Raw genomic sequence first — 19,218 nt, 5'->3', positions numbered from 1 at the left:
TCATGCCCAAAAAGCCGGACAACCGCGTTCAACGGATGTTCGGCTTTTAAGCTTATCGAATTTATCGCATCGTTACATGGTACACTCAAGGATAGGTCTGAATAGAACCGAGAAGGGAATGAATCTCTTGACCCGAACCCAGGGAACCTTGTTTAAAAACGGCCGAATCGGCCTTCATGCCTTACCGCAGGGTCCGAACGCCGTTTATACGGAAAATGGCCTTATCCGAGCCGTTGGCACAACGCGCGATTTGGAGCTGCAATTGTCAGGACGCGATTACAAAACAGTCGATTGGAACGACGCTTATGTGCTCCCTGGCCTGACCGACTCGCATATGCACTTGTCGATGCAGGGGATGAAGCTGTCGGCGCTCGATTTTTCCGACACTTCGTCCAAAGAGCAGATGCTTCGGCAAATTCGCGAACGTGCGCGGCAGACGCCGGACGGCGATTGGATTTTCGGATTGAATTGGAATGAAAATGCGTTTTCGCCTGCGCTCGCACCGAGTCTTGACGAATTGAATGAGGAGGCAGGGCAGCATCCGCTGTATCTCACGCGAACTTGTTTCCATGCGTTTCTGGCCAATACCGAAGCCTTCCGCCGGGCAGGCGTGACCGACGAGACACCCGATCCGCCGTCCGGCGCTTTCGGTCGGGACGAGTCGGGTGGGCTAAACGGCTGGATCTACGAAGAAGCCTGCAAATTGCTAATCGCCGTGCAGCCCGAACCGGATTACGCCGCCAAAAAATCGACAATCCGCGCCGCCTGCGAATATGCGCTGAGTCTGGGATTGACTGCCGCGCATACCGAAGATCTTCGGTATCTGGGCGGGATCGATATCATGCGCCGCATCCACCGCGAGCTGCGCGAGGAAGGCGTTTTGTTCCGCTCGCATCAGCTTGTTTTCCATGATTATCTGGACGAGGCCGAGCGTTTGGGGCTGACGGCGGGCGACGGCGACGAGTGGCTGCGGATCGGCGCGGTCAAGATTTTCTCCGACGGCGCGATCGGAGGACGAACCGCGCTGCTGAACGCACCGTATCATGATGCTCCGCACACAAGCGGCATGGCGATTCATTCGGCGGAACGGCTGCATCGGCTCACCGCCCGCGCCCGTTCGCTCGGCTTCCCGATTGCCGTGCATGCGATCGGAGACGGAGCGGCGGATCTGACGCTTGCCGCGATGGAAAAGTTTCCGCTCGCAGGTTCAGGCATCACGAATTTACCCGACCGCTTTATCCATGCGCAGGTGCTGGATGCCGAGCTGCTGCACCGCATGACCAAGCTGCAATTGATTGCCGATATTCAGCCGCGCTTCGTCGCCAGCGACTTTCCGTGGGTGCTGGATCGGGTAGGGCCGGATCGGACGGATTATCTGTATGCTTGGAAAAAGATCATCGACGCGGGCGTGATCTGCGCAGGCGGAAGCGACGCGCCGATCGAGCCGCTGAATCCGCTGCTCGGCTTCCATGCGGCGATGACGCGTCGTCGCCCGGATCTGGCCGAACCCGCCGAAGGGTATCTGCCGCAGGAACGCTTGAGCCTGGAACAGTCGCTTTGGCTGTTCACCGAAGGCAGCGCACTGGCCGCGGCCGAGGAGAAGGAACGCGGTCAACTGCGTGAAGGCTTTGCCGCCGACTTTACCCTACTGGATCGGGATATCGCGGAAGGCGAACCCTCGCTGCTGCAAGCCAAAGCGCTTATGACCGTCGTGAACGGTCAAGTAGCGTATCGGGCTTAGTCATCGGGAAAAGGGAATCGTATGTTCGATGTGTAGATAACGTCTAACGTAACTTTCGATAGCAGTCTGAGCGTACGCTCCCCGTTTGAAGGAGGATTTGGATTGAATCGCACCAGCCCCGCATCCGCGGGATTTATACGTCTCTATACGCTTGCCTTTTTATTCTTTTTCGCTAATTCCGTATTGACCGTCGCCCTGCCTTTGCGCAGTGCCGATGCCGGTCTCGAACAAGGCGGCATCGGATTGATGATGGGCGCTTATATGTTGACCTGCATGCTGCTGCGTCCGCTTGCCGGTCAATGGATCGGTCGATTCGGACCGCTTGCGGTCATGCGCGGTTTGCTTGTCGTCCATGCGGTAACGTTGCTGCTTTATGCCGTATCCGGCGTCGAAGGTTACATTTGGCTTCGAGCGCTGCAAGGCGCGGCGACGGCATTCTTTTCCATGACCATGCAGGCCGGAATCATGGAGCGACTGGAAGATAAAGATCGCGGTCAAGGCTTGTCCTTGTACACACTCTCGACCATGCTGCCTTCTCTGGTCGGTCCGCTGCTCGCCGTTGAATTATGGGAACGCGGAGGAAGCTCTGCTTTCGGCGGAGCGATGCTGCTGTTGGCGTTGGCAGCGATTGCAGCCGGATTGTCGCTGCCGCTACCGAAAGCCTCAGCGAATCAACAATCCTACACACTGCGCGGACTACTCGAGTCGTTCGGCGAAATCGGCCGCAGCCGCCCGCTCGGCATCAGTACCTTCATTATGCTGCTAACCTCATGTATATTCGGCGCTATCGCGACCTTTTTACCGCTATATCTCATCTCCACAAACAGCGGAAGCGTCGGCATCTATTTGGCTTTGCAAGGTGCAACCGTAGTCGTCTGCCGCTTTGTTTTCCGCAAAAAAATCCCGTCCGACGGCCGCTGGAGCGCAGCCTTGATCTTGGGCCTCCTTCTAGCATCGGCCGTCGGCACACAGATGCTTGCAGTGCCGCAGATGCTTGGAAGCCTCTTGTACCTGTCCGCCGTCTTCAACGGCCTGGCGCTCGCTTTCCTGTACCCGACCTTGACTACTTATTTATCTTTCGCTCTGCCGACCCAAGCCCGCTACACCCTGATGGGTCTGTTCATGTCTTCCTACGACCTGGGCTTCGCCCTCGGCGGCCTAGCTTTCGGCTGGATCGCCCAAACCTGGTCCTACTCAACCGTATTCACCTGCTGCACCTTACTGGCCCTAATCGCTTTTATCGTCGCAGCCTTAAACGGCAAAAAGATGAACGCGCAGATCGCCGCGAGTTAGCACGAACAGCGAACTTCATTTTTCTAGAATGATAAAATAAACGTGTGAAAAGAAGCGAAACGGAGAAAGAAATTCGGTGAGAGACGCGCCTTTGAGCGCGGAAAGCTGAACGCTTTCTGCGTGAGCTGGAACTTTGGGAACTGCGCGATCGCTATCCGGCTGCACTCTCGGGCGGGTAAAAGCAGCGACTGGCTTTTGCCGCCGGAGGGATGGGGCAACCGGATATTCTTATCCTCGATGAGCCGACCTTCAGTCTGGACGGACGCAACATGCGAAGCGTCGGCATTCTCATACTAAGCGCTTTTTGGTCGGATTTCGAATCCGCCTGAAAGGCGCTTTTTTGATACAGAACGTTTGACAACGGGAGTATTCCATAGTTAAATAGTAATGATTACTATTAGTTGACATGCAGATATGAGCTTCGGATTTAGAGGCGTCGAGAGGAGCAAGGAAAAGAATGGGCAAATCATCTACAGCCGCGCGCCTGCCAAAATCCAAAGGCACGGACATGGCTACGATATATGAGGCAAAAGATTGCGTGCGGAAAGTCAAATATTTGGTTCTGCCGGAACGAAATCGACGCATCGTGCAAGAGTTTATGACCATTTTGGAACGGAGAGAAGAATTCAACGAGCACGGCGTGCCGATTCCGAACAAAGTGGTGATGTACGGACCGCCGGGAACGGGGAAAACGCTGACGGCTTTTCACGTTGCGGCATCGCTCGGTCTGCCTTTGATCGTCGTGCGGTTGGATGCGTTGATCCATAGCCATCTGGGGGAGACAGGCAGCAATATCCGCAAAATTTTCGATTATGCGTCCGTCGTTCCGTGCGTGCTGTTTCTGGACGAATTTGATGCGGTAGCCCGCACGCGCGAAAGCGGCGACGAAGTGAAAGAGATGGCGCGTGCCGTCAATACGCTGCTGCAATGTCTGGACGAATTCGGCGACAGCAGCATTTTTATGGCCGCCACGAATCTGGAGACGGAGTTGGACCCGGCCATCTGGCGCCGTTTCGATACGCGAATGACTTACCAACTGCCGGATGAAAAAGATCGCCGCGATTATATCCGTTTGCTGATCGGCGAATTCGGCTGCGAAGAAGGCGCGGAAGCCGAAGCGTGCCGTCTGCTCGGCGGTTGCAGCTTCGCCGACATCGAGCAGATCGTCCTCAAAGCCAAACGCAAAGCGATTATCGAACGGCAACCGATGGACGGCTCGCATATCGGCCTGTCTTACGAAGAATACGCACCGGCTCCGGTGGCGGTGGGGGCACGTTCTTAAAAGCGTAGGTAACTGGAAGTTATAGCAATCAAGCAATAAGCGTTCAGCACGTATCTATGATCCCATGATCGAAAATAGGTCATCAGAAATTTTGAAGGAGCACAAAGATGGACAACGGAGAACGATTTACCGAACCCGGAAAACCTACAGACGAGCCTCAACCGCAATCCAAACCGACCAAGCCCAAGCTAAAAATCAAACGCGGCGACTTTGTGCTGATCGCCGCCATTTTAATCCTGGCCGGAGCCGTATTGATCTGGCAAAAATGGCGAGAAGCCGACGCTGCTGCTTCCGCCGATACCCTGGTCGCCGTCATCACCGTAAACGGCGAAGAATACGAACGCGTACCGTTAACCGGAGAAGAACGAGAGATCGACATCCAAACCGAATTCGGCCACAATACGCTAAAATCTTACGACAAAGGCATCCGAATGACCTACTCGGACGCCCCCAAGCGCATTGCACTCGACATGGGCTTCATTTCCCGCCCGTACCAACAAATCGTCTGCGTTCCCACCCGCGTCCGCGTCGAAGTCCTCCCGCCCGAAGGCCGAGACGACGGCCTGGACGCCGTAGTCGGCATGCTGAGTCCTTGATCCACGACCACCCGAATTTCGATGAGCTCCAACATACGTCCCCTCAAATCCCCGAATAATGGACGGCTTTGAATTGTTCGCTGTTTCTGATGCTCAGGAGAGTATTTCATTGTTGCATAAAAGCAACAATTTCGGGCAAAACAAGTCGATTCGCCTCCCATTCCTGCGTATACGCAACAATTTAGGCACTCAATCACTCATTTCGCCGATATCGCGATAAATTCTTGCTTTTTCGCAACAATGAAGCAGGATAATCCCCAATCCAGAACCGATTATTGCCGATACGCAAGATTGAGGCAACAACAAAAAGGATCAGGTCCGCAGCGACCCTGATCCTTTTTGTTGTTTTTCTCTTTTTCTTTTCCTACTCTTTTAACCGACGCGGCATTATTTTGCGGCGTCCGGTAAAGTCGTTCCTATTCAGCGAAGCGATAGGCGAATTTCCCCCGCAGCCGCCCAGCTTCCCCCCAGCGAATAGGAACTTCTTTACCCGCCTTAGCGACAACTACAAGTCGCCTCGGTTCGCCTCCATGATCGCGTCCCGGTTCTCCCACAACATACTGCGCAAATTCGACTTCGACCCCTGAATAATAAAGTAGGGAATCTCCGCCGCTTTCGCCAGCTCGACGCTTTCCCAAGACGCGCGGTGCGACGTCGACGTAATCAGCAGGAACAGCGCCTGCGCCCGCCGCAAGTCCGAGGCGACGAGGTCCGGTCGTAGACCATTTTCATGAACATATTCGGCGCCGCTTTCCACGACCACATCTTCAAACCATTTGCGTTGCCCGCCCATGACCACGACCGTGCAGCCTTGCAAGAACGGCTCAGGCTTATTTTTACGGCCTTCGCGTTTAGTTTTGCTCGAAGACGAAGAAGAGGAGGCAGAGCGCAATACGGAAGACTCTCTTCGTTGCGGCGCATCCGGAGCAGAGAAGTCTCGATAGACCCGTGCAAGACGGGCAACGGTTTCTTCCTCGCCGACGTTGAAGATGCAAGGCGCGCCGTCGACGGGCCGCTGAATATCCAAATCCCGAGTATGGATGGGATAACGGCGGTCCGCATCGTTCATATCTACCGCATACCAGGTTCCGTATTCATCCTGCTCCGCATATCCGTTGTACTGACGAACCGGGGAGAAGGTATCATCCCCCTGGAACAGCAGCGAGATTTCATACTGCGTTCCGCCATGACCGTCAGGTCTCGGTATGCACAACACTTCGGCTTCATGTTGAAGCTGATGCTTGTACACCATCGACTCGGTAATGTTGAAGCTTTCCCCTTCTTCGAGCACGATATAACCGCCATGGTCTCTGCGATAGAAGGTACCGGACTGTCCGTTTTCCTCTGTACGTTCATTCGATTCGAATTGCTCCAGCGCTTCGGCCATGCCGCGATCTTCGCGTGAACCAGCTTCCGCTTGCAGTTCTTGCACAGTTGGATGTTCCTCGCGATCCAGCGAATCTTGTCCGCGGTTGCTCGTGGATTGAACCGAAGGATCCCGTGGCATTTGACGCATATCTGCCAATACATCGACGCCGCGCGCCAATCTTCGGCCTGCGACGTAAGCATCCACGGCATCCAGCAAGTCGAGTATGCGACGCATATGCGTTCGCGCCTCGGGATCTCCGGGTTCGTGCCCGCCCGGCAACGAGGTTCCCGCTTCGCGCAGATCGCGTCGCAAAAGGGAGTCGAATCGATGGATCGTGCTCTCTGCATCGTCCATGTTGACTGCGGATTTAGGAGATACCCGGTCTGCATATGCAATTCCTTGATGCTGCGGTCGGTCGGAGTTCGAAAAAGGACGCTCCTCGTGAAGATCGTTAGCCGCACGGTCTTCCGTTTCCGTACCCGCAAAGGCTTCCTGTTCAGCTTCAGTCTGCATCGTTCGAATTCGACTTTCCAACGCTTCCGCGATCCGTTTCGTTTCGGCCAGTTCTTCTTCGAGGCGGCTCCGATCCTGCTTGTGCTGACGCTTCGATTCGGCAAGGCGTCCTGCAAAAGACTCCCGTTCTTCGGTCAATCGATGAGTCAACCGCCGTTCGGCTTCCAGTTCCAGTTCGCTCCGGTTCAAATGTTCGCGCAGTTTGGCCGTTTCGCGTTTGGCATCCGAAGTTTCCTTTTCTGATCGTCGTGCTCGCTCTTCTTCCCGGCGCGCCCGCTCCTCCAATGCTTCGATACGCTTATTAAGCTTTTCGATGCGACGCTGTTCGGCAGCTTCGTTGCGAAGGTCGGAAGGCAGAGGATCAAGCGCAACCGTCGCCTCTGCAAGAGACTCCGCAGCGGGAGATGCGACGGTCGTTTCGGCAGCCAATCGTTCAAGCCGCAGACGTCCGGCTTCTTCGAACGGATCGGCCGAAGAGGAAAAATATAACGCCCAATAACAATGCCACTTGCCATGATGCAGGGTCCAATCTGCCGGATCCGCATCGAATTGTTCCGGAGAAAAGGCCGGATCAGTCGAATCGAGCAGGGGGCGTATGGCTGTAATCACAGCCTCCGCCAGCTTGCGTCTGATTTCCCGGCTGCCCCGAGCTTGGGAGTATAGGTCAAGCATCGACTTGGCAAATAAAACTTGGGGCCATTTATAAGCACCTCGACGGGCAAAAGAGAATTCAAGAACTTGCGCCATTTTGCGTTTGGAAGTTTCATTTAATTCGCGTAGGAGCGGCGATAGGAAAGGGATCGGCATTGCCGAAACTCGTTCTTCGCTTAAGGTGTATGTAGAAGATAGATCCGGTTCGTTATGGGGTCGATTGGATGAGACGGACGTCTTCGCCGCAGAAGGTTTGATTCGTTTCATGGGTTCCTCCTTCAGGATGAAAGGTTCATTTCGGCATGAGCCGATTTAAAAGGAAATCATCCGAATTTTTTAGTTCTTTTAACTATAGCCGAATTTACGTCGCTTTACATCGAATTGACAAAAGTTTCGACAAATTTCTACATAGCGATTCACCAAAACAATCTTTAAAATACCAACCCTTATTTGATACGATGTATATGTTATAATCGTACCCGGCCTGACAAATTGCGCTGCAAGAAAGCGACTGAGCGCGAAATTTGACGGATAGAGGCTCGAATTCGATATAAAGGTTACGGATTTGGGTAAAAGATAAGAATAGACTTTTAACGGTAAGGCTGATAAGCGTGCCGAATCGGCATATTGTCCGGGTATGAGTGAATTCATCAGGCTGGCTTCTTCAGGAAGCGGACCTGCTGAATTTACGAATGATCCGGACGTTTTGCCGCTTGCATGCATGTTGTTGAAGAGCCTTTTAAAGGAGAATGAACTTGACCTCGTCCGATATTCCAAACGCATCCCTGCATACACGCATATATAACAAAATATCAACCGGTGTCCTGATTCTCGATTTGGGAGGGAAATGCGTCGGTGCAAATCCGGCCGCAAGCCGGATCGTTGGCCGAGCCGCTCCTGAACTTCTGGGCGACGGTTATTTGCAATTGCTTCGCGCCGAGGCGGATAGTGCGCTTGATCTTCTGGATTACTTCGATGAATGGCAGAAGAAACCACGGTCGTTCGGACCTATTGAGATCCGTCTTGCGCGAAGCGGAGGAGATATCGTATGGGTTGAGGTGGAGTGCGAACTTTCCGGTGACGGCGAACCGCCTTTCGCCCTGGTTTATATGGATGACGTATCCGAACGCAACCTTACTGTAGGCGATCAGGGGGATCGCACTCGGGAGATTTATAAATTGATTACGCAAAACACGCCCGATATGATCTCTTTCAGCAAGCCGGACGGCACGTTATTATACGTGTCCCCTTCGGTCGAGCGGACTTTGGGTTATACGCCGAAGGAGATGCTGGGACGGAATCGGACTGCGTTTTACCATTCCGGCGATGCCACGAAAATGACGATCGAAGGGACGCTGTACGCGGAAAACGAAACCTTCGAACGTCGCGTGCTGCACAAAAACGGCAGCGTTCGTTGGGTGGATACCTCGTTTCGACTTATTCGCGGCTCGAATGGCGAAGTGAACCGGATCTTGGTTATTGCGCGCGACATCACCGAGCGGAAGATGAACGACGTCGTGTTGGCGAAAGCCCAGCAGCTTGCCAGCATCGGTTCCTGGCAATGGGATCTGGTGCAGATGCGCCTTACTTTTTCCCGGGAAATGCGGGAAATTTTCGATTATGCGGTGAACGGGGTCGAGTCGGGAACGGAATCGCTGCTTCGTCTTATCCATCCCGAGGATCGGAAACGTTTCGAAACCGTGGTGGCCGGGATTTTGAAAAACGGGCGCGACGGAGAGATTACTTATCGGATCAAACTGCCCAACGGGGCCGAAAAGACGATTTACGACGTTTGGGAAGTGTCCAAAGACAGTACGACCGGCGAGCCTTTGCAGGTGATCGGCATCGTGCAGGACGTGACCGCCCGCGTGCGCATCGAGGAGAAGCTGCGTAGCAGCGAGAGCCAGTATCGTTCGCTTTTCATGAACCATAATTCGGGCATCATATCCCTGGATATGAAAGGACGCATTTTGAGCGTCAATCCGGCCATGGAAGCCATGTGCGGTTATAATCGCGAGCAGATGCAGCGTCTTCGAATCGGCATGCTTCAGCCCAAAAAATACGCCGGTCTTTCGCGCAACCATTTCGAGGCTGCGCGCAACGGGGAGTCCCGCGTTTTCGAAACGACGTTCCATCGCCGCGATGGACGAATGCGCGACGTCAGCGTCGCTTACGTTCCGATCGGGTCGAAAAAAGATCAGTCCGGCGTGTATGCGATCATTACCGATATCACGGAACGCAAGCAATATACGGCACAGATCGAAGCGCTCAGCTACCAGCATTCGCTGCTGCTTAATACAGTCTCGGAAGGGATCATCGGCTTTGATACGACGGGCCGCGTGATGTTCACCAATCCGGCTGCCGCGGCCATGCTTGGTTATGAGGGCGGAGAAGCGATCGGTCGCTCCTACTCGGAAATGATGCGACAGGCGCAAACTCAGGAGAGCGCTTATCAGGCTGGCGGAGCAGAGCTGCTGGATGCTCTTCATTCCGGCGTTGCGCATGCGCAGCCTGAAGCGGTGTTCTGGAGAAAAGACGGCGGAAGCTTCCTCGTTTCCTACCAGTTTACGCCGATTCTGGATCGTAATGAACGTCGGGGAGCCGTACTCGTATTTCGCGACGTGACCGGAGAGAAAGAAATTATCCGGGCAAAAGAATCGGCAGAGCGTGCGGATCAGGCGAAGTCCGAATTTTTGTCGACCGTCAGCCACGAGTTGCGCACGCCAATGAACGGAATCATCGGAATGACGGATTTGCTGCGCGAAACGGAGCTTCAACAGGAGCAGCGGCAGTATGCCGATATCATTTCCGAGAGCAGCCACGCGTTGTTGAAGATTTTGAACGAGATTTTGGATATCAGCAAAATCGAGGCCGGGCGCATGGAGATCGAGCCTCGGCCCGTGGAGTTGCGCGAGGTGCTGGTCAGCGTGATTCAACTCTTCCTGCCGCGCGCGACGGAGAAAAATCTGGCTTTGAAATTTGCCGTCGACGAATCGGTTCAGCGCGTGCCTTCGGTCGTGATTGCCGATAGCGAGCGCTTGCGTCAAATATTGATTAACCTGGTCGGGAATGCAATCAAGTTCACGGAGCAGGGAAGCGTGACGCTTCGCGTGACTCCCAGAGCGTTCCGTGCCCCTAGCGAAGTCTGGATCGAATTTGCGGTGACGGATACGGGAATCGGAATCGCAAGCGAGTTGCAGCATCGTCTGTTCCAGCCTTTTTCCCAATTGCATCCGATCTTGAACCGCAAGTATGGGGGAACCGGACTCGGCTTGTCGATTAGCCGTAAATTGGTTGAATTGATGGGCGGAATGATTTCGGTGGAGAGCGAAGAAGGGGAGGGCGCAACCTTCCGTTTCCTGCTTCGGTTCTTGATTCCGGATACGGAAGGTAAGCCGTTTATCGGTCTCACGGATATCGAAGAAGTGGTCGAGCCGGCGATCAAGCCGAGCGTGGCGCCGCCGGCTCCGGAGCCGCGTCAGGATTTGCGCATTCTGATTGCCGAAGATCTTCCGGTGAATCGCAAGGTTCTTGAAGCTATGCTCGCCCGATTTGACTGCCGTGCGGATACGGTCGAGGACGGGGAACGCGCAATCAGACGGGCGATCTCCGGCGATTACGATTTGATCTTCATGGATGTACGGATGCCGGGCGCGGATGGCGTTGAAGCGGCTTCGCGCATCCGTACGCAGCTGCCTCCGGATCGAACGCCGTTGATCGTGGGAGTGAGTTCTTTTGTACGGGAAGAGGACGTGGAACGATGTCTTTCCGGCGGGATGGATGAATTCATTAGCAAGCCCGTGGCCGCGTCCGAAGTGGAACGGGTACTGAACATAGCCCGAACGCGCCTACTCGGGAAAGGAAATTCGCATTCGGAAAAGCTTTAGCGGATATCATGTTGCTTGGGAAGTCCTCATTGCGAGCTTAGGCTTGCAAAGGGGACTTTTTTTATGAGTGCCGCACTTTCTTTTCTAATTTAAGCAACATTTCCGTATGACGTGGCGTTGGTAAACATATAAGACTGCGATTTTTTGAACAGCGGTGTCAGGAGGTGAACAGGTGAGACGGTCAGGCTTTGCAGGATGGGGACGGGCGGGAATAAGCGCGTTGCTTGCGACGGGACTTCTGGCTGGCTGCGTAGAGAGCGGGAGTAGGCAAATAGATACTGGTCAAACGTCTGCTGCTCGAACTACGGCTTATCGGGAGAATGATGTCGATCGCGATCTGACGCATGCCATGAATCGTTTTGGGCTGGATTTGTATGCGGAGTGGGCTGCTTCACAGGAAATCGTGCAGTCTAACGTGATGCTTTCGCCTGCGGGACTGAGTATGGCTTTATCCATGCTGAGAGCGGGAGCCGAAGGACGAACCGCTGAAGAGATGGATCGGGTATTGGGGTTGAAGGCCGATGCCGAGCAGCTTGGTGAAGGGCAACAGGTTTTGCGCGAGCTTCTGCTGGCCGCCGATCCTTCAGTGCGGACGGAGATCGCCAATTCCTTGTGGGCGCGTGAGGGGTTTCAGTTGAAGCCGAGCTTTGTCGAACGTCTTGAGCAAAGTTACGAAGCGCAAGCGCGTGCATTGGATTTTAATTCGGAAACGGCTGCCGACACCATGAACGAATGGGCATCGCTGCACACGAACGGCAAGATTGAGCAGGTCATTGACCCTCCGATCGATCCGAACACGGTTCTTTTTCTGATGAACGCGCTCTATTTCAAAGGCAGTTGGATGACACCGTTCGATCCGGCATTGACGAAGGAGAAGCCGTTTACGACAGATGAAGGTGAAAGGGTTCGAGTTCCGACAATGTCGCAAACCGGGTGCTACGCTTACGCGGACGAGGGAGATTTTCAGGCGATTCGGTTGCCCTACGGGACATCCGGGAACTTCGCCATGATCGCGGCAGTTCCTCATGAAGACGCGACGTTGGACTCTTTTAAAAAGAAGCATCTTGCCGAATTTCCGGTATGGAGCGCCCGACTGGCGGAACAAGAAGGTCAGGTGGAACTGCCCAAGTTCAAGCTTGAGGACTCCATGAGTTTGAATGACGTTCTTAAATCGTTGGGCATGGAATCGGCTTTTGATCCCTATGAGGCTCAGTTTGGCGGGATTGCCAAGGAAGCTGCCGGACTTTTCGTGAGCGAGGTGACGCAAGATACTTTTATCGAAGTTAATGAAGAAGGCACGGAGGCCGCGGCCGTAACGGTAGTAGCATTGAACGAATCCGCTTCACTGTCCGACCGACCGTTCGAAATGCAGCTGAACCGCCCGTTCTTTTTTGCCATTATGGATCGTACGACGGGCTTGATCTTATTCATGGGCGAAGTCGGGAATCCGGCAGAGTCATAGGTGAATAGAAACGATAGCAAGCGATAGAGGGAAAAGGAGGACAATCAATCAATGAAGCAACAAACAAATCCGCTGGAATCGCTCGTGCAATCGGTGAACGCGCTGGGAATCGGGTTGTTCGGTAAACTGAACGCGTCCCAAGACGAGCCGGAATCCTCAAGCCTGCGTAATCGGATGATCTCGCCTGCGAGTATCGGATTTGCGTTATCGATGCTGCGCGAAGGCGCTTTGGATGAGACGGCCGTTGAAATGGATGGGGTATTGGGTTCGGTGCTTGATGAGAATGCTTCGCTTGGCAGTCTTCAACAAAACTTGCGGGAACGGTTGTCGTCGGCGGACCCTTCGGTGCAGTTGGAGATTGCCAATGCGTTATGGAGTCAGGTGGGGCATCCAGTGTCCGAAACTTATCAAGAAGCGCTGCGCGTTCATTACGGGGCGGAAAGTCGGGAGATTAATTTTAGAGAACCGGCGGCGGCAGACATCATCAATCGGTGGGTATCCGATTCGACGCATGGGAAAATCGATCAGTTGGTGGATGGGGGAACGTTGTCGGGGTTAAGCAGCTACTTGGCGAATGCCGTTTATTTCAAAGGAATGTGGTCGGAACCGTTTAACCCCTCGCAGACAACCGATCGCCCATTTTTCAGTTCGGAGTCCGAGGGTGGAAAAAGCGTTGATGTACCGACAATGAAGCAAAGCGGCCGTTACGCGTATCTGGATGCGGAAGGGTTCCGCGCTGTTCGTTTGCCTTATGGCGAAGCTCGGGCATTCGATATGCTGCTGGCGCTTCCCGATTCGGGACGGACGCTTCAAGACTTCCATGCCGAGCAGCTGCCAAGATGGACGGAATGGAATGAGCGATTTGCATCGGCGCGAGGAACGGTCGAACTGCCGAAGTTCAAACTGGAGACGTCGCTGCGGTTAAACGAAGCATTAATGGGTCTGGGCATCCAAAAGGCTTTCGATCCGCTTGAATTCGATTTCGGCGGCATGGGACAAGGAAACGGACAACCGATCGGGGCGATTGCGCATAAGACGTTTATCGAAGTGGACGAGGAAGGCACGGAAGCGGCAGCGGTAACGGGCATCGCTCGCGCAGGCGCAGCCTTTCCGCCGGAAGAACCGTTCGAATTGAAGCTCAACCGTCCGTTTTTCTTCGCCATCACCGATCGAACAACAGGACTGATCGTATTCATGGGCGAAGTCGGCAATCCGTTGGAATTCTGATTTTTTACAAAAACGCGCGCGACCGACAAAAAAGGGGGTCTATCGAAGATGCGTAATTCAAACCAGACAAATTCGGAAAAGAGATTGGATACAGAACGGGGCCAAAGCAACGCGGGGAAGTTTAAAGCAGGAAAAGCTTTTAAAAGACTGACGTTATGCTCCTTGCTGGCCGTCATTGCGGTAACCGGATGTTCGAACGGAACGTCCGAGCCGAACTACGTCTCCGCGTATAAGGCCGAAGACGCGAACCCGGAACTTGCCGCTGCGATGAACAAGTTTGCTTTGGATCTGTATGCCGAGCTTGAAGAAGAGCCCGGCGAAGCGGATCCGGGGCCTAATCGAATGGTCTCGCCCGCGGGAATCAGCATTGCGCTATCCATGTTAAAAGACGGAGCGGAAGGGAAGACGGCTCAGCAAATGGACGACATGCTCCGTCTGAACGGGATGTCGCCCGAAGTGCTGGCCGAAAGCCAAATGATCCTGAGCGACCTGCTGCGAGGCTCGGATCCTGCCGTAAAGATGGATATTGCCAATTCATTATGGAGCCGTCAAGGCTTTGAAGTAAATAAAAATTACGCGGAGCGGATGGAAAAAAGCTACGGCGCGCAAGTTCAAGCGATCGATTTTACCTCCGATCAAGCCGCGAGCACTATTAATCAATGGGCATCCGATAACACGGCCGGAAAGATTCCTGAAGTCGTCGAGGCGCCGCTCAGCCCGGACCTTGTTTTGCTGCTCATGAACGCGATGTACTTTAAAGGCGATTGGAGCGAACCGTTCAAAAAAGGACAAACTGAAGACCTGCCTTTTTATCCGGAAGGCGGCGAGGAAGTGAAGATTCCGACGATGCGCCAAAGCGGCGAGTATGCTTATCTGGACGGAGAAGGATTCGAAGCTGTTCGTTTACCGTATGGCGAAACCAAGAACTTCGGCATGATTCTTGCTTTGCCTGACGAGAGCAGTTCGCTGGATGAGTTCAAACAACGGCAATTGCCTAAATTCAACGCATGGAGCCAAGAACTGTCCGACAACGAAGGCAGCCTCGAACTCCCGCGCTTCAAACTTCAGGACAAATTGAAGCTGAACGCGACGTTGTCCGCGCTCGGCATGGTCGACGCCTTCAGTGACCAGAAGGCCGAGCTCGGCGGCCTCGCGGCAGGCGGCGCACAGCCCGGTGATATTTTCGTGAGCTTCGTCACGCACGATACCTTTATCGAAGTGAACGAAGAAGGCACGGAAGCGGCTGCCGTGACCGTGATCGGAGCCGAGACCACATCGGCCCCCGCTCCGCAAACGCCGTTTGACCTCAAGTTCAATCGTCCGTTCTTTTTCGCCATTACCGACCGTACGACGGGAGCGATCGTGTTCATGGGCGAGGTCGGCAACCCGGCGGAAGATTGAAAAGAAGGCGTCCGTGTATGTCCGGAGTTCAAGTCAAAATCAAGGCGACTTGAACAGCGCGGATAACGTTTCGGTAAAGCTGAGGATCAGCGGCGTTTGATTTTTTCTCGTAATCATGCCGAGTTCTTGAGCCGGTATCCGATCCCGGGTATGCAGTACGAATAACTCGCCGCGTTCCAGTTCTTTCTCGACAAAAGACGTGCCGACAAAAGCCGCTCCATACCCGAGTTTCGCGAAATCGACCAGCCGATCGATGCTGTTCAACTCGATATCGGCGGATATTGGATGTCCGTGATCCGCAAACCATCGTTCCAAAAAAATTCGGGTCGTGCTTCCGGACGACAGCAGCAGCAAAGGAATCTCCAACAATTGTTCGGTCGTTAAAGGCATTTCGGACAAAGATTTGAACTTTTCTCCGACCACAAAGCCGTTTTCCATCGATTTCAAAGGTCTCATGATGAGATTCGGAGCTTTGATCGGCAAATAAACAAAACCGATGTCCAATTTGTTTTGTTCGACCTGGGTTAAAATTTCGCTTGTTTTGGCTTGCAGAAGTTTGATGCGAATGCCGGGATACTGGTGGCGGAATTTATCCAGTCCGGGCATCAGCATGTTTTTGATGATTCCCCCGGTCGAACCGATCCGGATCGATCCGATTTTGTGTTCGTTAAGCGATTGGATTTGTTGTTCGGCTAACTCCAAGTATTGAAAAGCTTTGGAGAGCGATTCATATAACAATTGACCTTCCGATGTAAGCCTGACTCCTTTGGACAGACGTTGGAATAAAACAAGATTCGTGCTTTTCTCCAATTGTCCGATCGCGTAGCTGACCGAAGGTTGGGTCATATGAAGTTCGACCGCCGCTTGGGTCAAGTTTCCGGTCTCGGCCGCTTTCAAAAAAACTTTATAGAACTCCAAGTTGACTTGCATTTATGCTATCATCCCTCTCTATGGCAGATAACAATGTTATCAATTTCATTAATAGTATAGACTACGCTATACTTTTTGTAAGCAGAAAAACGAGAAGGATGTGTAGCCATGCCAGGCAATGTATTTGGAGAACGACTGAAAATATCGACTTTCGGAGAATCTCACGGGGAAGCGGTAGGCGTGATTATAGACGGAGCGACTCCGGGCGTGGAGTTGGAAGAATCCTATATCCAAATTCAGATGGACCGCAGAAAGCCGGGTCAATCGTCGGTCACGTCGCCGCGCAAAGAATACGATAAAATCAAAATCGTGTCCGGCGTTTTCGAAGGCAAAACGACCGGTACGCCGATCTGCATCATGTTGTTTAACCATGATATGCAGCCGAGCGCTTACAGCGATATCAAAGATTCGTTCCGACCCGGTCACGCCGATTTTACGTACCATAAAAAATACGGAATCCGGGATCATCGGGGGAGCGGGCGAGCTTCCGGCAGAGAAACGGCCGCGCGTGTCGCTGCTGGAGCCGTAGCCCGAAAATTGCTTGAAAAAAGAGGCGTCTCCGTTGTTGCGTATACGTCGGAGATCGGCGGCATTCAATGCGAGCAGTTTGTCGAATCGTTCATCGAGCAAAACCCCGTCAGAGCCTGCGATCCGGTAGCGGCAGAGAAAATGGTCAAGCTTATCGAATCGTTGGCTATAGAAGGCGATAGCTGCGGGGGGATCGTGGAATGCGTCGTACGGGGAGTAGCTCCCGGCCTCGGAGAACCGGCTTTCGATAAATTGGATGCGGACTTGGCCAAAGCCATGTTGTCGATCGGAGCGATCAAAGGGATCGAGTTCGGCGCGGGCTTCGCGGCGGCGAAAATGTTGGGCAGCGAGCATAATGACCAAATGAACAGCGACGGCTTTTTGACGAATAACAGCGGCGGAATCATCGGCGGCATCAGCAACGGAGCGGACATTGTCTTCCGAGTCGTCGTCAAACCCACTTCGTCGATCTCCAAGCCGCAACAGACGGTGACCGTTGACGGAACCGAAACGGAAATCTCTACCGTCGGCAGACATGACCCTTGCATCTGCCCGAGAATCATTCCCGTCGTCGAAAGCATGGTCTGCCTGGTTGTCGAAGACCACTTCAAACGCCAAGCCGCCCTATTAAACTAAAGTTGTACGCGAAAAAGCAGCTCTGCGATATGTCATAGAGCTGCTTCGCTCTGTCGAAAAAGTTACGTATGCGCGGGAAGACAGAAGGCTGCGAGAGAAATTCGTTCAAGGCGCTGTCTCACTCGGAAAAAGGATTGGATTTAAATAAGGAGTTTTCCGAGTTCAAAGGCGTCTTTCACTGAATTTCTCTCTCCGCCTTCTGTCTTCCAGCTACGTTAGCCTTTCTCGACACAGTAAAGCAGCTCTGCGCAATATACGCAGAGCTGCTTTTTCTTTTTATGAAAATGCCGCTTGAAAAGCCGGCCCTGGAAAGGCCGTAGGAGGCAGAAGGAGATCGTGAAGTTCGCCTTTGAAATCGGGAAGCTTCCTTCATCCAATCCATCCAGCTTCCCGATTGAGACAGCGAACTGAGCGAATTCCCGCCGCCTCCCCCAGGCCTTTCCCGCACTTAGGGTGTAATCTTACGAGCGCGGTCCGAATAGGCCGGAGTTTTTCAGGCCGTTCCAGAAGTTGCCGAATTGCGGGATGTCGAACTGTTGAGCCGCGTCCGACAATGCCGTTTGCGGATCCGGGTGAACTTCGACCATGATGCCGTCTGCGCCGGCTGCCAGAGCGGCTTTTGCGCAAGGAAGCATGATGTCTTTGCGTCCGGTCGAGTGAGTCACGTCAACCATAACCGGCAGGTGAGTTTCTTGTTTGAGCAGTGGAACCGCCGAGATGTCGAGCGTGTTGCGCGTTGCTGTCTCGTAAGTGCGGATCCCGCGTTCGATCAGCATGATTTGCTCGTTGCCGCTAACCATGATGTACTCGGCCGCGTGGATGAACTCGTCCAGCGTCGCGGACAGGCCTCGTTTGAGCAGAACCGGAATTTTCGCGCCGCCTACTTCTTTCAGCAGCTCGAAGTTGTGCATGTTGCGCGCGCCGATCTGGATCACGTCGATGTAATCGGCAGCGATCTCGATATGCGAAGGGTGTACGATTTCGCTGATTGTTGCCAGGCCGAACTCGTCCGCAACTTCTTTCAGCAATTTCAGGCCGTCCAGACCCAGACCTTGGAAGTCGTAAGGGGACGTTCTTGGTTTGAAGGCACCGCCGCGCATAACCGTGATGCCCGATTCTTTGAGGGCTTTGGCAACGGTACGCAGTTGGTCGCGCGATTCGATCGAGCAAGGACCTGCTACGAGGATCGGGCTTGGGCCGCCGACTTCAACGCCGTTAAATTTGACGATGGTGTCTTCCGGACGCTTTTTACGGCTAACCAGCAGCTGGCGCTTGTGATCTTCTTGCTGAATGTTCAGCGACGCCTTGAAGATTTCTTTGAACAGATGCTTCAGCGTGCTGTCCGAGAAAGGTCCTTTGTTCAGGCCCGTTACGCGGTCAAGGATTTCCTTTTCGCGCTCCGGCTCAAACTTGGGTACGCCTTGGTTTTCTTTCACTTGTCCGATTTGGTGTACCAATTCCGCGCGTTTGCTGAGCAGTTCCAGCAGCTGGGAGTCGATTCCGTCAACGCTGGCCCGCAGCTGTTCCAATGTTTCATTCATGTCTGCATAGTCTCCTTTGAGCTGTTACCTTGTTCCTTCGCTGACACGAATACGAAAGAGCGTCAATACTCATTCCGCTTCACCGCGTTGTTTCGGAACAGGATTAAAAAGCGTATTTCTCCCATTCTAATCCGGTTGGCGTATACATAGCAAGACGTGAA

General features: G+C 53.6%; 12 protein-coding genes. 9 read left to right on the top strand and 3 right to left on the bottom strand.

Translation table 11 applies throughout. The features are described from left to right. Window positions 1-127 precede the first annotated feature (127 nt). The 4 genes from SACSAC_RS19550 (at window position 128) to SACSAC_RS19535 (ending at window position 4,912) form a co-directional block, all read left to right on the top strand. Window positions 128-1,741: an amidohydrolase gene (locus SACSAC_RS19550; protein WP_245608667.1), complete on the top strand. Its 1,614-nt coding sequence runs from the start codon at window positions 128-130 to the stop codon at window positions 1,739-1,741. A 102-nt stretch (window positions 1,742-1,843) separates the two neighbouring features. Then, on the top strand, window positions 1,844-3,034 hold the full coding sequence (cntE, locus tag SACSAC_RS19545) for a staphylopine family metallophore export MFS transporter CntE (protein WP_037289468.1): 1,191 nt from the start codon (window positions 1,844-1,846) through the stop codon (window positions 3,032-3,034). A gap of 457 nt (window positions 3,035-3,491) precedes the next feature. Then, entirely contained in the window at window positions 3,492-4,316 is an 825-nt protein-coding gene (locus tag SACSAC_RS19540) for an AAA family ATPase (RefSeq protein WP_037289466.1), read from the top strand. Between the two features lie 107 nt (window positions 4,317-4,423). Further along, complete coding sequence (locus tag SACSAC_RS19535; protein ID WP_084778216.1) at window positions 4,424-4,912, top strand: NusG domain II-containing protein; 489 nt, start codon at window positions 4,424-4,426, stop codon at window positions 4,910-4,912. Window positions 4,913-5,417: 505 nt separating this feature from the next. Here SACSAC_RS19535 and SACSAC_RS19530 read toward each other — a convergent pair. Further along, on the bottom strand, window positions 5,418-7,712 hold the full coding sequence (locus SACSAC_RS19530) for a hypothetical protein (RefSeq protein WP_037289464.1): 2,295 nt from the start codon (window positions 7,710-7,712) through the stop codon (window positions 5,418-5,420). A gap of 488 nt (window positions 7,713-8,200) precedes the next feature. Here SACSAC_RS19530 and SACSAC_RS19525 point away from each other — a divergent pair, with 488 nt between their 5' ends. From SACSAC_RS19525 to SACSAC_RS19510, 4 genes are all read left to right on the top strand, one after another. Further along, complete coding sequence (locus SACSAC_RS19525) at window positions 8,201-11,332, top strand: PAS domain S-box protein (RefSeq protein ID WP_051507270.1); 3,132 nt, start codon at window positions 8,201-8,203, stop codon at window positions 11,330-11,332. 172 nt (window positions 11,333-11,504) lie between these two features. Further along, entirely contained in the window at window positions 11,505-12,794 is a 1,290-nt protein-coding gene (locus SACSAC_RS19520; protein ID WP_156951045.1) for a serpin family protein, read from the top strand. A gap of 51 nt (window positions 12,795-12,845) precedes the next feature. Next, window positions 12,846-14,021, top strand: a complete 1,176-nt coding sequence (locus tag SACSAC_RS19515; RefSeq protein ID WP_037289462.1) for a serpin family protein — start codon at window positions 12,846-12,848, stop codon at window positions 14,019-14,021. Window positions 14,022-14,069: 48 nt separating this feature from the next. Continuing rightward, entirely contained in the window at window positions 14,070-15,422 is a 1,353-nt protein-coding gene (locus SACSAC_RS19510; protein ID WP_051507268.1) for a serpin family protein, read from the top strand. A gap of 39 nt (window positions 15,423-15,461) precedes the next feature. Here the strand turns inward: SACSAC_RS19510 and SACSAC_RS19505 are convergent, their stop codons facing one another. Next, window positions 15,462-16,352: a LysR family transcriptional regulator gene (locus tag SACSAC_RS19505; protein ID WP_037289459.1), complete on the bottom strand. Its 891-nt coding sequence runs from the start codon at window positions 16,350-16,352 to the stop codon at window positions 15,462-15,464. A 108-nt stretch (window positions 16,353-16,460) separates the two neighbouring features. Here SACSAC_RS19505 and aroC point away from each other — a divergent pair, with 108 nt between their 5' ends. Then, window positions 16,461-17,516, top strand: coding sequence for a chorismate synthase (gene aroC / locus SACSAC_RS19500; RefSeq protein ID WP_037289457.1), 1,056 nt, complete (start codon window positions 16,461-16,463; stop codon window positions 17,514-17,516). Window positions 17,517-17,977: 461 nt separating this feature from the next. Here aroC and SACSAC_RS19495 read toward each other — a convergent pair whose 3' ends face one another. After that, window positions 17,978-19,057, bottom strand: coding sequence for a bifunctional 3-deoxy-7-phosphoheptulonate synthase/chorismate mutase (locus SACSAC_RS19495; RefSeq protein WP_037289455.1), 1,080 nt, complete (start codon window positions 19,055-19,057; stop codon window positions 17,978-17,980). Window positions 19,058-19,218: the final 161 nt, after the last annotated feature.

It is taken from the genome of Saccharibacillus sacchari DSM 19268 (assembly GCF_000585395.1).
GTDB lineage: Bacteria > Bacillota > Bacilli > Paenibacillales > Paenibacillaceae > Saccharibacillus > Saccharibacillus sacchari.
This window is presented reverse-complemented; position numbering and strand designations above follow the sequence as displayed.